Here is a 17,479-nt window from a genome sequence, read left to right as displayed (position 1 = left end):
GCCGTCCTCCAGCGCGATTGCTAGGCAGTCCGGCCCCGACACGGTACCATCATGGCTCCCGAATTTACCGACTTTTCCCCGACGCGGCTTAAGATGGAATACAAGAGCTGGATGTGCCTGATTTGTGGCTGGATTTACGACGAAGAAGCCGGGCTGCCGGAAGAGGGCATTGCCCCGGGCACGCGCTGGGAAGACGTCCCGATCAACTGGACGTGTCCCGAATGCGGCGCCCGCAAGGAAGACTTCGAGATGGTCCAGATCTGATCGGACCGCTGGCCCACGGACACTCCGCTCAGGCCTCGCACCGGCCCCGGCGCTCGCGCGCCGCGGCTCGCGCGAGCGACTCGACGATGACAGGCGCGCGTGTCCATGACGTCCGATCCGGCGAACGTTCCCCTCCCTGACGCATTGCCCAACCCGCGTGGCGGCGCCGTACGCGCCGCCGACGCGTGGCTGGCGGCGGCTGCCGACGCATTCGGGCGGCGCGACGACGCGGCGGCGCCGCTTGCCGCGGCCGCGGCCGTGCTCGCGGAAGCCGGCTGGCTGCCGGCCGCGCGTTTCGCCGGGCAACTGTCGGCCGCCGTGCCGCTCGTCGCCACCGAGCCGACTTCGGCCGGCTGGCGGGCTGCGCTGCACGATTTTCGTGCGGCCGTCGGGCGCCACAACCTGCGCGAGCTCGCGTGCTCGCCCGTTCTCTTCGAGCATTTCCGTACGTTGCGCGCGCAAAGCGCCGCCGACCTGCGCGCGAGCACGCCGCTCGATGCGCTCGCGCTGGTCGGCCGCGCGGTGCCGCCTGCCACGCTGCGCGCGCTGCCCGATGCATTCGCGACCCGGATTCGCGCCCGCTACGAGCAGGCGCTGCTGGGCGTGCTGCGTGCCGAACACGGCGCGCCGGGCGCGGCGCTCGACGAACTCGACGCGATGCTGGCCGCGCTCACCGACGACGGGCCGTACGATTTCTGGCGGCTCGCGGCCGCATGCGTGCGCGCGCTGCGCGCAAGCGGCGCGCCCGAGCTGAAGCGCTTTCTCGCGCGAACCAACCTGCTGCTCGGTGAGCACGCGCAGGGCCGGCCGGTCGCGCCGCCCGAGCTGGTGCGCGAGACGGTGGCGCTGCTATGGCGCGATTTCGCGCTGTTCGGCGCCGCGGCCGAGGATGTCGCCCTCGTCGACGTGCTGCACGACTACGGGCTGACGGTCGACTGGCACGTCGCCGGCACGCCCGCGTCCGAAGCGCTGTGGGAGGCCGATGCCGCGCGGGCCGAGCACGATGCGGTCACGGCCGCGCCGACCCGCGCGCTCGGCGTCGTGACCGTCAACGCGCATGCCTATGAGGATTTCCTGCAGACCGCCGATGCGTCGATGGCCGATCTTGCGGCCAATCCGGCCGCGGCCGACGCCGGCGCCGCGTGGCACGCGTCCGGCGCGGCCTATCGGGTCGGCACGGCCGCCTGCGCGCTCGGGCTCGGCCACGCGGCGCTGCTGGCCGACACGCTCGGCCTGGCGTGGCGCCGTGCGGCGCACGGCGTGCCGCTCGCCGACGGCGGGCTTGATGCGCACCGCCACGCGTCCGACATGCTGCGCGCGGCGCTCCTGAAGATCGCGGCCGGCGTCGCGCCGCCGGATCTCACGGCGGCGTCCGAAGCGCTTGGCACGGCGCTTGGCCGGACCTGACGAACAAGGGGACGGACACTCGGCGGCGGCCCTTGTCGCGCGGGCCTGCAACACGCTGCCGACAGCGCCCGCGCGCGTGTTAGAGTGCCGTGTGATCCGCGCGCGCCGTTGCCAGCGCGGCGCGGCGTTGCTTGTTGATCGCGGCCCGGTCAGGTCGCGGCGTCTTTGCTAAAATTCAAACCATGTCAAAGCCTTCCGATCGCATCAATCTCACCAACCAGTTCCTGATCGCCATGCCCAACATGGCCGATCCGACGTTCTCGGGAACGGTGGTCTATCTTTGCGATCACAGCGAGCGCGGTGCGCTCGGCCTCGTCATCAATCGTCCTACCGACATCGACCTCGAATCGCTGTTCAACCGCATCGACCTGAAGCTCGACATCGAGCCGCTGCTGCACATTCCCGTGTACTTCGGCGGCCCGGTCCAGACCGAGCGCGGCTTCGTGCTGCACGAGCCGGTCGAGGGCGCGAGCTACAACTCGTCGATGTCCGTCGACGGCGGGCTCGAGATGACGACGTCGAAGGACGTGCTCGAGGCGGTCGCGACGGGCACCGGCCCGAAACGCTTCCTGCTGACGCTCGGCCATGCGGGCTGGGGTGCCGGGCAGCTCGAGGAAGAAATTTCCCGCAATGGCTGGCTGACGGTCGCCGCCGATCCGCGCATCGTGTTCGACACGCCGGCCGAAGAGCGCTTCGAAGCGGCGCTCGGCCTGCTCGGCGTCAGCTCGTCGATGCTGTCCGGCGAAGCAGGGCACGCATGAGTGGCGCGAGCGCGCGCGATGCGACGCTCCTGGCGTTCGACTACGGCGAAAAACGGATCGGCGTCGCGATCGGCAACGCGCTGACGCGCTCGGCGCGTGCGCTCGTCGTGATCCAGAACCTGAACCGCGAACACCGCTTCAAGGCGGTCGGCGACCTGCTGGCCGAATGGCGGCCGGACGCGCTCGTCGTGGGCCTGCCGATGCATCCGGACGGCACGCCGCACGACATGACGCAGCAGGCGAAGCGTTTCGGTAACCAGTTGAATGGCCGCTTCGGGCTGCCCGTCACATGGGTCGACGAGCGCTATTCGTCGGTCGAGGCGGAAGCCGGGCTGCGCGAGCGCAACGTGCGCGGCCGCGCACGCACCGACATGCTCGATGCCGAAGCCGCGCGCGTCATCCTTCAACAGTATCTCGATCAATTGTCCGACCATGAGCACCATTGACGCCGAGGCGCTTTACCGCGTCCTGCTCGACCAGATCCGCGCCGCGTACGGTACGGCGTTCGCCGAACCGGGCGGCCCGCGGCTCGCCGGCATTTACAGCGGCGGCGCATGGCTCGCCGAGCGCCTCGCGCGCGATCTCGGCGCATCGGCGTTCGGCGTCGTCAACGTCGCGCTGCACCGCGACGATTACGCGAAGAAGGGGCTGCACAGCCAGGCCAGCCCGACGTCGCTGCCGTTCGACGTCGACGGCGCGCGCATCGTGCTCGTCGACGACGTGCTGTACACCGGGCGCACTGTGCGCGCGGCGCTCAACGAGCTGTTCGACTACGGCCGTCCGGCCGCGGTCGAGCTCGCCGTGCTCGCCGATCGCGGCGGCCGCGAGCTGCCGGTTGCCGCACGCTTCGCGGGCGGCACGCTCGACGTGCCGGCCGACGCGACGCTCGTGCTCGCGCGCGACGATGCCGCGCAGTTCACGCTGCGTATCGAGGCGCACAGCGAGTCGCACGGCGCCTGAACGGCACGCGAACCGTATCCCGGGCCGCTGGTTTGCACCGCGGCCCGTTTGCATAGTTGGAATCACGCACACCATGACCACCGACACCACTGGCCGCACCGGCAATCCCGCGGCGGCCGCGAGCCCCGACCGGTTTCGCTACGGTTTCCTGAAGGGCAACCCGCAGCTCACGAAAAACGGTGAGCTGAAGCACCTGCTGTCGATCGAGGGCCTGCCGCGCTCGATCGTCAATCACATCCTCGATACGGCCGAGCAGTTCGTCAGCGTGACGGACCGTGAAGTGAAGAAGGTGCCGCTGCTGCGCGGCAAGTCCGTGTTCAACCTGTTCTTCGAGAACTCGACGCGCACGCGCACGACCTTCGAGATCGCCGCGACGCGCCTGTCGGCCGACGTGCTGAACCTGAACATCAATGCATCGTCGACGAGCAAGGGCGAATCCTTGCTCGACACGATCAACAACCTGTCGGCGATGCATGCCGACCTGTTCGTCGTGCGCCACGCGTCGAGCGGCGCGCCGTACCTGATCGCCGAGCACTGCGCGCCGCACGTGCACGTGATCAACGCCGGCGACGGCCGCCACGCGCACCCGACGCAGGGCTTGCTCGACATGTACACGATCCGTCACTACAAGCGCGACTTCACGAAGCTGCGCGTGGCGATCGTCGGCGACATCCTGCATTCGCGCGTCGCGCGCTCCGACATCCACGCGCTCACCACGCTCGGCGTGCCCGAAGTGCGCGCGATCGGCCCGCGCACGCTGCTGCCGGGCGGGCTCGAGCAGATGGGCGTGAAGGTGTTCAACAACCTCGACGAGGGGCTGAAGGGCGTCGACGTGATCATCATGCTGCGCCTGCAGAACGAACGGATGAGCGGCGCACTGCTGCCGTCCGCGCAGGAGTATTTCAAGACGTGGGGCCTGACGCCCGAGCGCCTCGCGCTCGCCGCGCCCGACGCGATCGTGATGCACCCGGGCCCGATGAACCGCGGCGTCGAAATCGATTCGCAGGTCGCCGACGGCCCGCAGTCGGTGATCCTCAACCAGGTCACGTTCGGCATCGCCGTGCGGATGGCGGTGATGGGCATCGTCGCCGGCAACAGCGACTGAGCCCGCTTTCGCGCATCCTCGTTCAGGCATTCAACGCAATCAACGCATTCACAGACAGCGCATGAAGATTCATATCCAAGGCGGCACGCTGATCGACCCGGTCGCCGGCACCGAACGGCAGGCCGACGTATTCGTCGCGGACGGCAAGATCGCCGCGCTCGCGGCGGCCGGTTCAGCGCCGGCCGGTTTCAACGCGGACAAGACGATCGACGCATCGGGCCTGATCGTGGCGCCCGGCCTCGTCGACCTGTGCGCGCGGCTGCGCGAGCCCGGCTACGAACACAAGGCGACGCTCGCGTCCGAGATGGCCGCGGCCGTCGCGGGCGGCGTCACGACGCTCGTGTGCCCGCCGGACACCGACCCCGTGCTCGACGAGCCGGGCCTCGTCGAAATGCTCAAGTTCCGCGCGCGCAACCTGCGGCAGGCGAACGTGCATCCGCTCGGCGCGCTGACGGTCGGCCTCAAGGGCGAGGTGATCACCGAGATGGTCGCGCTGACCGAATCCGGCTGCGTCGGCTTCACGCACGCCAACGTGCCGGTGCGCGACACGCAGGTGCTGCTGCGCGCGCTGCAATACGCGAGCACCTATGGCTACACGACGTGGCTGCGTCCGCTCGACGCGTTCATCGGCCGCGGCGGCGTGGCCGCGAGCGGCCCGCTCGCGTCGCGGCTCGGGCTGTCCGGCGTGCCGGTCGCGGCCGAGACGATCGCACTGCACACCATTTTCGAACTGATGCGCGTGACGGGCGCGCGCGTGCACCTCGCGCGGCTGTCGTCGGCGGCCGGCCTCGCGCTCGTGCGTGAAGCGAAGGCCGAGGGGCTGCCCGTGACCTGCGACGTCGGCGTGAATCACGTCCACCTGATCGACGTCGACATCGGCTACTTCGATTCGCAGTTCCGGCTCGACCCGCCGCTGCGCAGCGAGCGCGACCGCGAAGCGATCCGCGTGGCGCTCGCCGACGGCACGATCGACGCGATCTGCTCGGATCACACGCCGGTCGACGACGACGAGAAGCTGCTGCCGTTCGGTGAAGCGACGCCGGGCGCGACGGGGCTCGAGCTGCTGCTGTCGCTGACGCTGAAGTGGGCGGACGAGACGCGCACGCCGCTCGCGCAGGCGCTGCGCCGCATCACGTCCGCGCCGGCCGATGTGCTGCAGCTGCCGGCGGGTCGCCTCGCCGAAGGCGGCGCGGCCGACCTGTGCGTGTTCGATCCGCGCGCGCACTGGCGCGTCGAGCCGCGTGCGCTGAAGAGCCAGGGCCACAACTCGCCGTTCCTCGGCTACGAACTGCCGGCCACCGTGCGCGCGACGCTCGTGGGCGGGCAGGTCGCGTTCGAGCGCCACTGAACCACGCCGGATCTTCTTCATGACCGCTCTTCGCAAGCTGCGTCTCGTCTTTCACCTGTTGCGCGGCATGGTGATCGTCGCGCTGTGCTTTTCGCACGTCACGCCCGCGCGCCGCGCCAAGCTGATACGCCGCTGGTCGCTCAAGATGCTGCGAATCTGCGGGATGCGCCTCGTCGTCCACAACGACGGCGCGCGGCTCGACGCGAGTGCGCTCGTCGTGGGCAACCACGTGTCGTGGCTCGACATCTATGCGGTCAACGCGTGGCGGCCGACGCCGTTCGTGTCGAAGGCCGAGGTGCGGCAGTGGCCGGTCGTTGGCTGGCTTGCCGAGAAGCTCGACACCGTGTTCCTGCAGCGCGAGAAGCGTACCGAGGCGATGCGGATCATGCACGAGATGGCCGAGCGCCTGCGCACCGGCGGGCTGATGTGCGTGTTTCCGGAAGGGACGACGTCCGACGGCCAGGAGCTGCTGCCGTTCCATGCGAACCTGTTCCAGGCCGCGGTATCGGCCGGCTGCGCGGTGCAGCCGATCTGCCTGATGTACGAGGACGCGCACGGGCGGCAGTCGGTCGCGCCGGCCTACACGGGCGACCTGTCGCTCGGCAAGTCGCTCGACATGGTGCTGCGCGGCGGCCCGCTCGTCGCGCATCTGTACGTGTGCGAACCGATCGCGCCGGGCGGCGACCGCCGGGCGACGTCCGCAGCGGCACGCGATGCGATCGCCGCCGCACTGGCGACGCTGCAGGAGAAGGTCGGAAAGCCGACGGCCGAATCGCTCGCGGAGCTGCAGAAGCATGCGTTTCCGGCGATCGAACTCGGTGCCGACGCGGCCGGCGACGCGACGGCCGACGCGCCCGTGCCGGGGCGCGAGGGCTGACGTGCCGCCCGGCCGGGCGAATCAGCGAGCTGTCACTCGCCGCCCGGCGAGCGGCACGCTTCGCACTGCACCTGCGTGACCGTGCGCTGCGCCGGATCGGCCGTCAGCCGCACGGCCGACAACTGATTCCCCCAGACGCATCCCGAATCGAGCGCGACGACGTTGTCGCGCAGCATCAGGCCGAGCGCGGCCCAGTGCCCGAACACGACCGTCACGGCCTCGGTGCGGCGTCCTGGCACGTCGAACCACGGCAGGTAGCCGGACGGTGCGCTGTCGGGGCCGCCGTTCGCCTTGAACTCCATCGCGCCGTCGGGCGTGCAGAAGCGCAGGCGCGTGAACGCATTGAATGCGACGCGCATCCGGTCGCGTTTTTTTAGGTTCGGACTCCATTGATTCGGCTCGTTGCCGTACAGGCCTTGCAGCGTGTCGCGCCAGTCGGGGGCGCGCAGCGCGCGCTGCAGTTCGTCCGCGAGTTCGAGCGCGAGCGTGGCGTCCCATTGCGGCAACACGCCGGCGTGCACGAGCAGCTTTCCGTCTTCGACGTGCACGAACGGGCGGTGGCGGACCCAGTCGAGCAGCGCGTCGGCGTCGGGCGCGTCGAGGATCTCGCCGATGGTGTCGCCCGGGCGCTCGGTGCGCAGCCCGGCGGAGACCGCGAGCAGGTGGAGGTCGTGATTGCCGAGCACGACGGTCGCGCGCGGGCCGAGGTCGACGACCGCGCGCAGCGCGGCAAGCGAGCCCGGGCCGCGGTTGACGACATCGCCGGCGATCCAGAGGGGCGTGTCGGCGGGGGCTGAAAGCTTGTCGAGCAGCGACTGGAAAGCGGAATAGCAGCCCTGGATGTCACCGATGGCGATGGGGGGGAGGGTCATGGGGAGGCGGATTTTGCGAGTATCGATAAGTCGGGAAAAATTATCCAGTCAATGCAGCGTTTCGCAATTTCTGTTCCGCGACAGCGGGTTGATTTGGCAAGAAATTTCATGCCCGGAAAGGGTTCGAAGCGCTGTATCAAGTTGTTAGCGGCATGGCTTTTGCAGGGGGCGGCTCCCTATAATTGTCGCTTTCCCCAACAAAATTAGCATTTCATGACTTTGGAGGCCATGTCGACCGGTTAAAATTCCCGGTCTGACGTGGCGATCATCGCCGAGTGCTTCGAATTTTGACGCGGCGGTCGCCAGAAGGCGCTCGCCGCGCATTACTACAGAGGGAGTCTCATGATTCTGGTTACGGGCGGCGCAGGGTTTATCGGTGCCAACTTTGTACTCGATTGGCTGCGCGATTCCGACGAAGCGGTGCTCAATGTCGACAAGCTGACCTACGCGGGTAACCTCCGTACACTGCAATCACTGGACGGCAACCCGAAGCACGTGTTCGCACGCGTCGACATCTGCGATCGTACCGCGCTCGACGCGTTGTTCGTCGAGCACAAGCCGCGCGCGGTGCTGCATTTTGCCGCCGAAAGCCACGTCGACCGCTCGATCCACGGCCCGGCCGATTTCGTCCAGACCAACGTCGTCGGCACGTTCACGCTACTTGAGGCCGCCCGCCAATACTGGAACGGCCTGAACGATGCCGACAAGGCCGCGTTCCGCTTCCTGCACGTGTCGACCGACGAAGTGTTTGGTTCGCTGTCCGCAACCGACCCGCAATTCTCCGAGACGACGCCGTACGCGCCGAACAGCCCGTATTCCGCGACGAAGGCGGGCTCCGACCACCTGGTGCGCGCGTATCACCACACGTACGGCCTGCCGGTACTGACGACGAACTGTTCGAACAACTACGGCCCGTACCAGTTCCCGGAAAAGCTGATCCCGCTGATGATCGCGAACGCGCTCGCGGGCAAGCCGCTGCCGGTGTACGGCGACGGCCAGAACGTGCGCGACTGGCTGTATGTCGGCGACCACTGCAGCGCGATTCGTGAAGTGCTCGCGCGCGGGGTGCCCGGCGAGACGTACAACGTCGGCGGCTGGAACGAGAAGAAGAACCTCGAGGTCGTGCACACGCTGTGCGATCTGCTCGACAAGGCGCGCCCGAAGGCAGCCGGTTCGTACCGTGACCAGATCACCTATGTGACGGATCGCCCGGGCCATGATCGCCGCTACGCGATCGATGCGCGCAAGCTCGAACGCGAGCTCGGCTGGAAGCCTGCGGAAACGTTCGAGACCGGTCTGGCAAAGACGGTCGACTGGTATCTCGACAACCAGGTCTGGGCCGATGAAGTCGCATCGGGCGAGTATCGCAAGTGGGTCGAAACGAATTACGCGAAACGCACTTGAGGAGAGAAGCGATGGCACGTAAAGGCATCATTCTCGCCGGCGGTTCCGGCACCCGGCTGTATCCGATCACGCACGTCGTATCGAAGCAGCTCCTGCCGGTGTACGACAAGCCGATGATCTACTACCCGCTGTCGACGCTGATGGTCGCCGGCATTCGCGATGTCCTGATCATTTCGACGCCGCAGGACACGCCGCGCTTCGAATCGATGCTCGGCGACGGCAGCCAGTGGGGGATGAACATCCAATATGCGGTGCAGCCGTCGCCCGACGGGCTCGCGCAGGCGTTCATCATCGGCAAGGAATTCGTCGGCAACGATCCGTCGGCGCTGATTCTCGGCGACAACATTTTCTACGGGCACGATCTCGCGAAGCAACTCGAGCGTGCGCATGTGCAGGAAACGGGCGCGACCGTGTTCGCGTATCACGTGCATGACCCGGAGCGTTATGGCGTCGTCGAGTTCGACAAGTCGTTTCGTGCGGTGTCGATCGAGGAGAAGCCAGCCAAGCCTCGTTCGAACTACGCGGTGACCGGCCTGTACTTCTACGACAACCGCGTGTGCGACATCGCGGCCGACATCAAGCCGTCGCCGCGCGGCGAGCTGGAAATCACCGATGTCAACTCGCGCTATCTCGACAGCGGCGCGCTGAACGTCGAGATCATGGGGCGCGGCTATGCGTGGCTCGATACCGGCACGCACGATTCGCTGATCGAGGCGGCCAGTTTCATCGCGACGCTGCAGAAGCGGCAGGGTCTCGTGGTCGCATGTCCGGAAGAAATCGCGTATCGCCGCAACTGGATCGACGCGGAGCAAGTGCTGAAACTGGCACAGCCGCTCGCGAAGAACGCATACGGGCAGTACCTCAAGAACATTCTCACGGATCAAGTCGCATGGCCATCCAAGTAACGGCGACGGCGCTGCCCGAAGTCAAGATCATCGAGCCGAAGGTGTTCGGCGACGCGCGCGGATTCTTCTACGAGAGTTTCAACGGGAAGGAGTTTGCAGAGCAGGTCGAACCCGGCATCGAATTCGTGCAGGACAATCATTCGCGGTCGTCGAAGGGCGTGTTGCGCGGGCTGCACTATCAGGTCCAGCATGCGCAGGGCAAGCTCGTTCGCGTCGTCGAGGGCGAAGTATTCGACGTTGCAGTCGATATTCGCAAGCGCTCGCCGAACTTCGGCAAGTGGGTGGGTGTGGTGCTGTCGAACGACAACCATCGGCAGCTGTGGGTGCCGCCCGGCTTCGCGCACGGTTTCGTCGTGCTGTCGGAGGCCGCGCAGTTCCTCTACAAGACGACCGACTACTGGTTCCCCGAACACGAGCGCAGCATCGTGTGGAACGACCCGGAGATCGGGATCGAGTGGCCGATCGATTTCGAGCCGCTGCTGGCGGCGAAGGATGCGGCCGGCAAGCGTTTGAGCGAAGCCGAAGTTTATGCGTGAGGTGAGTGTGACTCCTGAGCCGACGATCCTCGTGACGGGTGTGAATGGCCAGGTCGGGTTCGAACTGCTGCGCTCGCTGCAAGGACTCGGCCGCGTGGTGGCATGCGACCGCTCGATGCTCGACCTGTCCGATCTCGATCGGGTCCGCAGCGTCGTACGCGAGCTGAAGCCGTCGATCATCGTGAATCCGGCCGCGTATACGGCCGTCGACAAGGCGGAGACGGACGTCGACGCCGCGCGCCGGCTGAATGCCGAAGTCCCAGGTGTGCTGGCCGAAGAGGCGGCGCGTAGCGGCGCGGCACTGGTTCACTACTCGACCGATTATGTGTTCGACGGCGTAAAGCCGGGTGAGTATTGCGAGACCGATCTCCCGGATCCGCAAAATGTCTACGGCCTGACCAAGCTTGAAGGCGAAGCGGCGATCGCCTCGTCCGGATGCCGGCATCTCATTTTGCGCACCAGTTGGGTATATGGTGCGCGTGGACATAATTTTCTGCTGACGATGCTTCGTTTGGGTGCCGAGCGCCCCGAATTGAAAGTCGTTGCTGATCAAATGGGCGCACCGACCTGGAGTCGCGCCATCGCAACGGCGACGTCGCACGTGATTGCCCAGGCGCGCGGTGCCGCGGATGCGGCGGAATGGTGGGACGCACGTTCCGGAACGTATCATTTGACAGCTGGCGGGGACACGTCGTGGCACGGATTCGCGTCGGCGATTTTCGAGCTGGCGAATCTTCCGAAGCGGCCGGTCATATTGCCGATTCCCGCTGCCGAATATCCGACGCCGGCGAAGCGGCCGTCGAATTCGAGGTTGTCCAACGCTAAGCTGGCGCAGATTTTTGGTGTGGCCCTGCCGCACTGGCGCGAATCTCTCGGGTTTTGCCTGGCTGGTATGCAGAAGACGTGATCGTTTCTGTAGTGTGAGTGGTCGCATGCGCGTGTAGTGCGTTTCGTACCGAAGCGGGCGGATGCGGCTGATATCCGCGGCGTCATACGTCGACCTAAGCGCGTTGATCGTCAATGCAATACGAGGAACATGTGAGCTTGTTGCCGATTATTCTTTGCGGTGGTGCCGGGTCAAGACTTTGGCCCGTGTCTCGTGAATCGCATCCCAAACCGTTCATTCGGCTTGCCGACGGCGAAAGCCTGTTGCAAAAGGCCTTCCTGCGGGCGGCCGGTCTGGCGGGCGTCGATGAAGTGCTCACGGTCACCAATCGCGACCTTTTCTTCAAGACCGAGGACGAGTATCGGGAAGTCAATGCGACCGGATTGGCGACCTCGTTCATTCTCGAGCCTTTTGGCAGAAACACGGCTGCCGCGATCGCCGCAGCGACCTTGTATGCTGCCGCGGCTCAGGGTGAACAGGTCGTGATGCTCGTGCTCGCGGCGGATCATCTGATCAACGACACATCCGCGTTTGCCGACGCAGTGGAGAAGGCGTCGGTGCTGGCCACGGGCGGGCGGGTCGTGACGTTCGGCATACAGCCCGACAGCCCGGAAACCGCATATGGTTATATCGAGGCGGACGGAACCGACATCGTGCGATTCGTCGAGAAGCCCGATCTCGCTCATGCGCAGCAGTATCTTGAGTCCGGGCGGTTTCTGTGGAATTCCGGGATGTTTTGTTTTACGGCCGGAACGATGCTGCGAGAGCTTGCCGAGCATTGCCCCGACATCCTCGATTCCGTGAAAGCCTGTATCGGTGTGTCACCGTCGTCGACGAGTGCACGCGGTGGGGCGCAGATTCGTCTCGATCCGAACAGTTTCGGCGCGGTTCCCGATGTTTCCGTGGATTATGCGGTGATGGAGAAGTGCCGGCAGGGGGCTGTGATACCGTGCTCGATTGGCTGGAGTGACGTGGGATCGTGGACGGCGCTGGGTGATCTTGCGACTCCGGACGAATACGGCAATCGCGTGGAAGGCGAAGCCCTGCTCGTCGATGTCAGGAACAGTTATCTGCAGAGTTCCGAGCGTTTGATTGGCGCAGTCGGTGTCGAGAACCTGATCGTGATCGACACACCCGACGCGTTGCTGATTGCTGCGCGCAGTCGCGCACAGGACGTGAAGCAGATCTATGCGGAACTCAAGGCGACTGGTCACGAGGCGTACAAGGTACATCGAACGGTGCATCGCCCGTGGGGAACGTACACGGTGCTTGAAGAGGGACCGCGATTCAAGATCAAGCGCATTGTCGTGAAGTCTGGCGCAAGCCTCAGCCTTCAAATGCATCATCATCGCAGCGAGCATTGGATCGTCGTGTCCGGGATGGCGAAAGTCGTCAATGGTGATGAAGCGTTTTTCGTGTCGACCAACGAGTCCACTTACATCCCGGCTGGCCACAAGCACCGGCTGGAGAATCCCGGGGTAGTCGACCTGGTCATGATCGAAGTTCAGAGTGGCGAGTATTTGGGCGAAGACGATATCGTCCGCTTCGAGGACAACTACGGGCGAACATGACGCGATGGCCGGCAGGGGCGTGGCGGATTTTCGCGTTGCCGAAGCGGTCTGCTATCACCGATTGCGGAATGATCGTGTCAAAGCGCATTGAAATTGCAGGATAGCGAACATGGCCATTTCGCACGATGCTGATACCGTAGGCGTAGCAATCTTATGAGCAATACACAAAATCGATCGCCGAACACCGGAGCGGTTGTCGTTTTCTTTCATCCTGACGCGGCGTGTGTTGCTCGCGCGAATCGGCTGGCCGAGTCGATGCATTGCGTGGTGGTCGACAATACACCGAAAGTGCTTGATCGCCGCGCTCTCGGGTTGACCGATTCGATTGAATACATCCCCAACGGGTGGAATGCCGGAATCGCGATGGCGTTCAATCAGGGTGTCGGCGCGCTGATTCAGGCGGATTGCGATGTCGCGTTGCTGTTTGATCAGGACAGTGAGCCGCCCCAGTCCTTGCTGACGGATCTGCCGAAACTGATCGTCCAGGCCCGGGAGTCGGGAAGCCGTGTTGCGCTGATCGGTCCGGCTTATGAGGATCGTCGTCTGCGTGGGGTCGCACCGTTTGTCCGGTTTGGATGGGGCAGGCTCCAGCGGATACCTCCGGTGGGCGACGTGCCAATCGACGTCGATTTCCTCATTTCATCCGGGTCCTGCATCAACCTGGAATGCTGGAAAGAGGTCGGCGCAATGGACGAGTCGCTATTCATCGATTTCGTCGATCTCGAATGGTGCATTCGCGCGAAGCAGCGCGGCTATCAGGTCTGGGGGATTCCGTGGTTACGGATGAGTCACGAGTTGGGAGGCGAGCCTGTTCAGGTATTGGGGCGTCGTTATCCCATGCACGGGCCGATCCGCCACTATTATCAGTTTCGAAATGTAATCGCATTGATGAAGCGTGCATCGATGCCGTTGAAATGGAAATCGACGGAACTCGTGAAGTTGCCATTTCGGGTCCTGATCTATTGTTTTTTTCCGGATCGGCGTGGCGAGCATCTTGTGATGGTATGGCGCGGAATCCGAGATGGTTTTCGGGGGCGGCTCGGACCTTATTCCGATAGTGCTCGATGAAAATTTCGAAGGATGTCGCTAGGCGGGTCGGTTAAACTCGCTTGATTAGATGTGTGGCCGCCTTGCGGCTATACAGAGTTTTGACATCCTTGGGGGCGCCCGGGATTTGGATGCTTTCGTAAAATCTATCCAGTACTCACGTTCGTTATTGAGGGCTGTACGGACCGCGGTGATAGTGGTCGCGTGACGTGGGCGTGTCAACTGAATGGTGTTGTGGATTTTTTGCGATGCATCATAAATCAGAAGGCGTATGGTGACGCGTTAGTGGATGGGTTTGAAGTGAGGAGGCGTGCCAGATAATCACACTCTGACGGACTGGATGATGGGCTGGGATTGGTATTAACCCCACTTCCTTTCAAAAATATAATTATATGTAATATGTTGTAAGCTCGTGGCCGGCCTTCAGTTAGCGATGTATCGATATTTGCCACGGCTATGGCAACAGAAGCCTACCCAAACCGTCTACCTGAGAGATGAGTATGGAGCCAACGCAAATTGCTCGCGGATATTGCCACGTCTGCGGATCGCAAGCCATCTTCAAGTCATACGAGCCAGTCGATTTCCCCTGCAAGCGCAATTCTTTCCTGTGTGATTACTGCGGATCTTCCGCAAGAAACCGGCATCTTGCAAAGTCGATTCTCGATTTGTGGCTGAGCGGTGATTCCCACGCATCGCTTCGGAAATTCGCAAGAAAATTTCGAGGAACGGTCTACATAGCGAGCACGGCAGGTGCTGTCGCTGAATCCCTAGCTCCGCTTGGGAAACGCCTCGTTGCCAGTGAATATATCGACGGCATTGCTTCGGGAGAGAGCCGTAATGGAGTGCTCTGCGAGGATATCCAGGCTACGTCCTTCGACGACTGCTCATTTGATCTGGTTATCACTGAAGATGTTCTGGAGCACGTTCCCTGTCCTGAAATGGCATTTTCCGAGATTAGACGCATTTTGAAACCCGGTGGTTATCATGTTTCGACGATACCGGTTAAATGGCATCTTGCTAAAAGTGAACCTCGGGCAGTAATCGAGAATGGGGTGATTCTTCACTTGCAGGAGCCCGAGTTTCATCTCGATCCGACCAGAGTTGAAGGAATATTGGCGTTTACTGACTACGGGCAGGATATTCTCGCGCGCTACTGTAGCATCATCGGTAAGTCGGAGATGTTGGCTGCTCATGGTGATCTCGACATGGAGCGCGCATACGCAATTTACAACAACTGGGTCTTCTTGTCGCAGCGGCAAGGAGAGGCATCGCTGCCGGTATCTGCCTGGACAAGATTCGTAAGTCGATGGATGTGAAGTTGACCATACTCGAGTATCGGCTTTGCAACGGCTGAACCGATGGCATTCGGCGACGCTCATCGACCTTGTCGTTCATGCGGGCGCGCGGTAGAGGGTGGTTTTTGATCCGCTGGAGATGGCCTGGGACGGAGCAGGCGCTGGCCGCTCCGTCGAGTTGTGTCCACTTCACGCCGGCAGGCTTCGACCTAGTCGAGGGTTCCGATGCGCGGAGGATTGGCCAGCGTGAACGGCAATACGTCCACGGCGAGGGAAAGATTCGGGTTGTATGCCGGGTCGCGATTCAGTGCGCTACCCCATCGCTCTTCCATTCGACGCACCTCACCCACAAAGCGCTCGTACTTGTCCGCCGCCATGTCGGAACCACGTGTTGCCGATTCGTAGTGGTACAACTCGGCGAACGGCGTCCATACGTTTCGGTAACCTGCGTCTCGCACCCGCAAGCAGAAGTCCACGTCATTGAAAGCGACGGCAAAAGCCTCGTCCAGGCCGTGTACCTCGTCATATATCCGCTTGCTGACTAGCAGGCATGCAGCTGTGACCGCAGACATGTTCTGCACGGAAACTGCACGGTTGAAGTAGCCGAAATTCCCACGCTTGAGCATGTGGTGCATATGGCCCGCGATACCGCCCAGTCCCAACAGCACGCCGCCATGCTGAAGCGAGTTGTCCGGGTACCACAGGGCTGCACCGACTGCACCGATGCCCGGCTGCGACGCGATGCCGACCATTTCGTCGAGCCAGTCAGGCGAGATGACTTCGGTATCGTTGTTCAGTAGACATAGGAAACTGCCCGTCGCTGCTGCTGCGGCGATATTGTTCAGCGCAGAAAAATTGAACGGCGAATCGTCCCTGATGATCCTGACGTTCGGGCGGAGCGATATTTCCTGGAAATAGGCGAGGGTAGCCCCGTCAGTGCTGCCATTGTCGACGACGATGATTTCGTAGTTCGGGTATACCGTGCGCCCGACGATGCTTTCGACGCACTGGCGGAGCAACGCGACGCCGTCTCGCGTCGGGATGATGATGGACACCTTTGGAGCAGGGGCGGGTATCGCGTACCTCACGCGGAAAACCGGCAACTCGCCGAAGGGCTGCTCCACGGTTGCGACGGTGCCGGAGCGCGCGAGATGACCTTCGATGGCCCGCTGCGCCGCCGTTGATGCATACGGTTTGGCATGACTCGTTCCTGCGGTGCTACTGGCCGTGATGCGCCAGTGATAGAGCACATGCGGAATGTGAACGACGCTGTCATCGCCGGCAATCTCGACGCATCGAAGCGCGAGATCGTAGTCCTGGCTTCCTTCGAACCCGAGCCGAAAGCCGCCCACCTGCCGCACTAGCGCGGTTTCGATGACGCCGAGGTGTGAAAACAGATTCTGCGTACGGAACAACGCAGGATTCCAGTCGCATTTGAAATACGGGGCGGTCCGCTGCCCGCGTTCGTTCAGCTTGTCCTCGTCGCTGTAGAACATGCGCGCGCGAGGGTATCGGTTGATGTATTGTGCAACGGTAAACAGTGCGTGAGGCGGAAGGATGTCGTCATGATCCAGCAGTGCGACGAATTCACCGGTTGCCAGCGAGAGGGCGCTATTGCTCGCTTCGGAGATATGGCCGTTCTCCGTACGAAACACGAGCCGGATTCGTGAATCATGCGCCTGATGGCGTGTCAGGATTTCGCGCGTAGTCTCGCCCGGCGATGCATCGTCCGCGATACAGAGCTCCCAGAACGGGTAGACCTGCTCCTGCACGGAACGGATCATTGCTTCGAGATACGACGGATTGCTGTTGTACGTCGGAACGACGATTGAAATCAGCGGCTGACGTTCGAACGATTGCAGAGCACTCTCGGTGGCCGCACGTTCCGCGTCGCCGAATCGATCGAACTTGTTGATCCACTCGTGATAGACCTCGTCGGGCGGGGGGGCGTCGGCGAATCCGCCACCATCACGCAGACGTCTGGACCGAGCAAGGATTCCCTGGAGACCTTCCCGCTTGAGCATGGCCGCGTAGTGCCCGAGCGCACTCGGCAGGCTACCGCGGACGACCGCTTGGCGCCGGATCGTTGCCGCAACGACGCCGGCCATGCGGATTGCAGACGTGACGTGTCGAAGTGGCGACGTCAGGCGCCATGATAGCGACGCGTGGATGTTTCGCAGCTCATCCTCGAGCCGGATTCGGTCGGCTTCGGCATTCGCGCGCAGGATATTTTCCTTGCGC

Annotated in this window: 17 protein-coding genes; 15 read left to right on the top strand and 2 right to left on the bottom strand. The window is 63.6% G+C overall.

Going from position 1 to position 17,479, the window contains the following annotated elements:
* Window positions 1-93: 93 nt before the first annotated feature.
* The 8 genes from HWX03_RS12465 to HWX03_RS12430 all read left to right on the top strand — a co-directional run bounded on the left by HWX03_RS12465 (window position 94) and on the right by HWX03_RS12430 (window position 6,722).
* Complete coding sequence (locus tag HWX03_RS12465) at window positions 94-264, top strand: rubredoxin (RefSeq protein WP_004186709.1); 171 nt, start codon at window positions 94-96, stop codon at window positions 262-264.
* Window positions 265-369: 105 nt separating this feature from the next.
* On the top strand, window positions 370-1,671 hold the full coding sequence (locus HWX03_RS12460) for a hypothetical protein (protein WP_175871428.1): 1,302 nt from the start codon (window positions 370-372) through the stop codon (window positions 1,669-1,671).
* A gap of 182 nt (window positions 1,672-1,853) precedes the next feature.
* Window positions 1,854-2,432, top strand: coding sequence for a YqgE/AlgH family protein (locus tag HWX03_RS12455; RefSeq protein WP_006491354.1), 579 nt, complete (start codon window positions 1,854-1,856; stop codon window positions 2,430-2,432).
* Window positions 2,429-2,878 (top strand): Holliday junction resolvase RuvX, encoded by a 450-nt coding sequence (ruvX, locus tag HWX03_RS12450; protein ID WP_006476737.1) that lies wholly within the window; start codon window positions 2,429-2,431, stop codon window positions 2,876-2,878. Before HWX03_RS12455 ends, ruvX begins: the two co-directional genes overlap by 4 nt.
* A complete protein-coding gene (pyrR, locus tag HWX03_RS12445; protein ID WP_175871427.1) occupies window positions 2,865-3,392 on the top strand; it encodes a bifunctional pyr operon transcriptional regulator/uracil phosphoribosyltransferase PyrR in 528 nt (175 codons plus the stop codon). The genes ruvX and pyrR overlap by 14 nt, the downstream gene beginning before the upstream one ends.
* A gap of 73 nt (window positions 3,393-3,465) precedes the next feature.
* On the top strand, window positions 3,466-4,497 hold the full coding sequence (locus HWX03_RS12440; protein ID WP_027783704.1) for an aspartate carbamoyltransferase catalytic subunit: 1,032 nt from the start codon (window positions 3,466-3,468) through the stop codon (window positions 4,495-4,497).
* A 61-nt stretch (window positions 4,498-4,558) separates the two neighbouring features.
* Window positions 4,559-5,845 (top strand): dihydroorotase, encoded by a 1,287-nt coding sequence (locus HWX03_RS12435; RefSeq protein ID WP_175871426.1) that lies wholly within the window; start codon window positions 4,559-4,561, stop codon window positions 5,843-5,845.
* A 19-nt stretch (window positions 5,846-5,864) separates the two neighbouring features.
* Window positions 5,865-6,722: a lysophospholipid acyltransferase family protein gene (locus tag HWX03_RS12430; RefSeq protein WP_175871425.1), complete on the top strand. Its 858-nt coding sequence runs from the start codon at window positions 5,865-5,867 to the stop codon at window positions 6,720-6,722.
* A 32-nt stretch (window positions 6,723-6,754) separates the two neighbouring features.
* Here HWX03_RS12430 and HWX03_RS12425 read toward each other — a convergent pair whose 3' ends face one another.
* The gene (locus HWX03_RS12425) at window positions 6,755-7,594 is read right to left on the bottom strand and encodes a symmetrical bis(5'-nucleosyl)-tetraphosphatase (protein ID WP_175871424.1); all 840 of its coding nucleotides are present in this window, start codon (window positions 7,592-7,594) and stop codon (window positions 6,755-6,757) included.
* A gap of 342 nt (window positions 7,595-7,936) precedes the next feature.
* On the opposite strand from HWX03_RS12425, the gene rfbB reads away from it, so the two are divergent.
* From rfbB to HWX03_RS12390, 7 genes are all read left to right on the top strand, one after another.
* Window positions 7,937-8,998 (top strand): dTDP-glucose 4,6-dehydratase, encoded by a 1,062-nt coding sequence (gene rfbB / locus HWX03_RS12420; RefSeq protein WP_175871423.1) that lies wholly within the window; start codon window positions 7,937-7,939, stop codon window positions 8,996-8,998.
* 11 nt (window positions 8,999-9,009) lie between these two features.
* Window positions 9,010-9,903, top strand: a complete 894-nt coding sequence (gene rfbA, locus HWX03_RS12415; RefSeq protein WP_175871422.1) for a glucose-1-phosphate thymidylyltransferase RfbA — start codon at window positions 9,010-9,012, stop codon at window positions 9,901-9,903.
* Complete coding sequence (gene rfbC / locus HWX03_RS12410) at window positions 9,888-10,439, top strand: dTDP-4-dehydrorhamnose 3,5-epimerase (protein WP_175871421.1); 552 nt, start codon at window positions 9,888-9,890, stop codon at window positions 10,437-10,439. The genes rfbA and rfbC overlap by 16 nt, the downstream gene beginning before the upstream one ends.
* Window positions 10,432-11,346, top strand: a complete 915-nt coding sequence (rfbD, locus tag HWX03_RS12405) for a dTDP-4-dehydrorhamnose reductase (RefSeq protein ID WP_175871420.1) — start codon at window positions 10,432-10,434, stop codon at window positions 11,344-11,346. The genes rfbC and rfbD overlap by 8 nt, the downstream gene beginning before the upstream one ends.
* Before the next feature lie 131 nt (window positions 11,347-11,477).
* Window positions 11,478-12,896: a mannose-1-phosphate guanylyltransferase/mannose-6-phosphate isomerase gene (locus HWX03_RS12400; protein WP_175871619.1), complete on the top strand. Its 1,419-nt coding sequence runs from the start codon at window positions 11,478-11,480 to the stop codon at window positions 12,894-12,896.
* A gap of 153 nt (window positions 12,897-13,049) precedes the next feature.
* A complete protein-coding gene (locus HWX03_RS12395; RefSeq protein WP_175871419.1) occupies window positions 13,050-13,964 on the top strand; it encodes a glycosyltransferase family 2 protein in 915 nt (304 codons plus the stop codon).
* A 479-nt stretch (window positions 13,965-14,443) separates the two neighbouring features.
* A complete protein-coding gene (locus HWX03_RS12390) occupies window positions 14,444-15,259 on the top strand; it encodes a class I SAM-dependent methyltransferase (RefSeq protein ID WP_175871418.1) in 816 nt (271 codons plus the stop codon).
* A gap of 188 nt (window positions 15,260-15,447) precedes the next feature.
* Here HWX03_RS12390 and HWX03_RS12385 read toward each other — a convergent pair whose 3' ends face one another.
* Window positions 15,448-17,346: a glycosyltransferase family 2 protein gene (locus tag HWX03_RS12385; RefSeq protein WP_244132639.1), complete on the bottom strand. Its 1,899-nt coding sequence runs from the start codon at window positions 17,344-17,346 to the stop codon at window positions 15,448-15,450.
* Between the last annotated feature and the right edge of the window lie 133 nt (window positions 17,347-17,479).

It is taken from the genome of Burkholderia sp. BCC0397, from assembly GCF_902832865.1.
GTDB lineage: Bacteria > Pseudomonadota > Gammaproteobacteria > Burkholderiales > Burkholderiaceae > Burkholderia.
The sequence above is the reverse complement of the archived record's forward strand: the minus strand, read 5'-3'. Positions and strand labels throughout refer to the sequence as shown.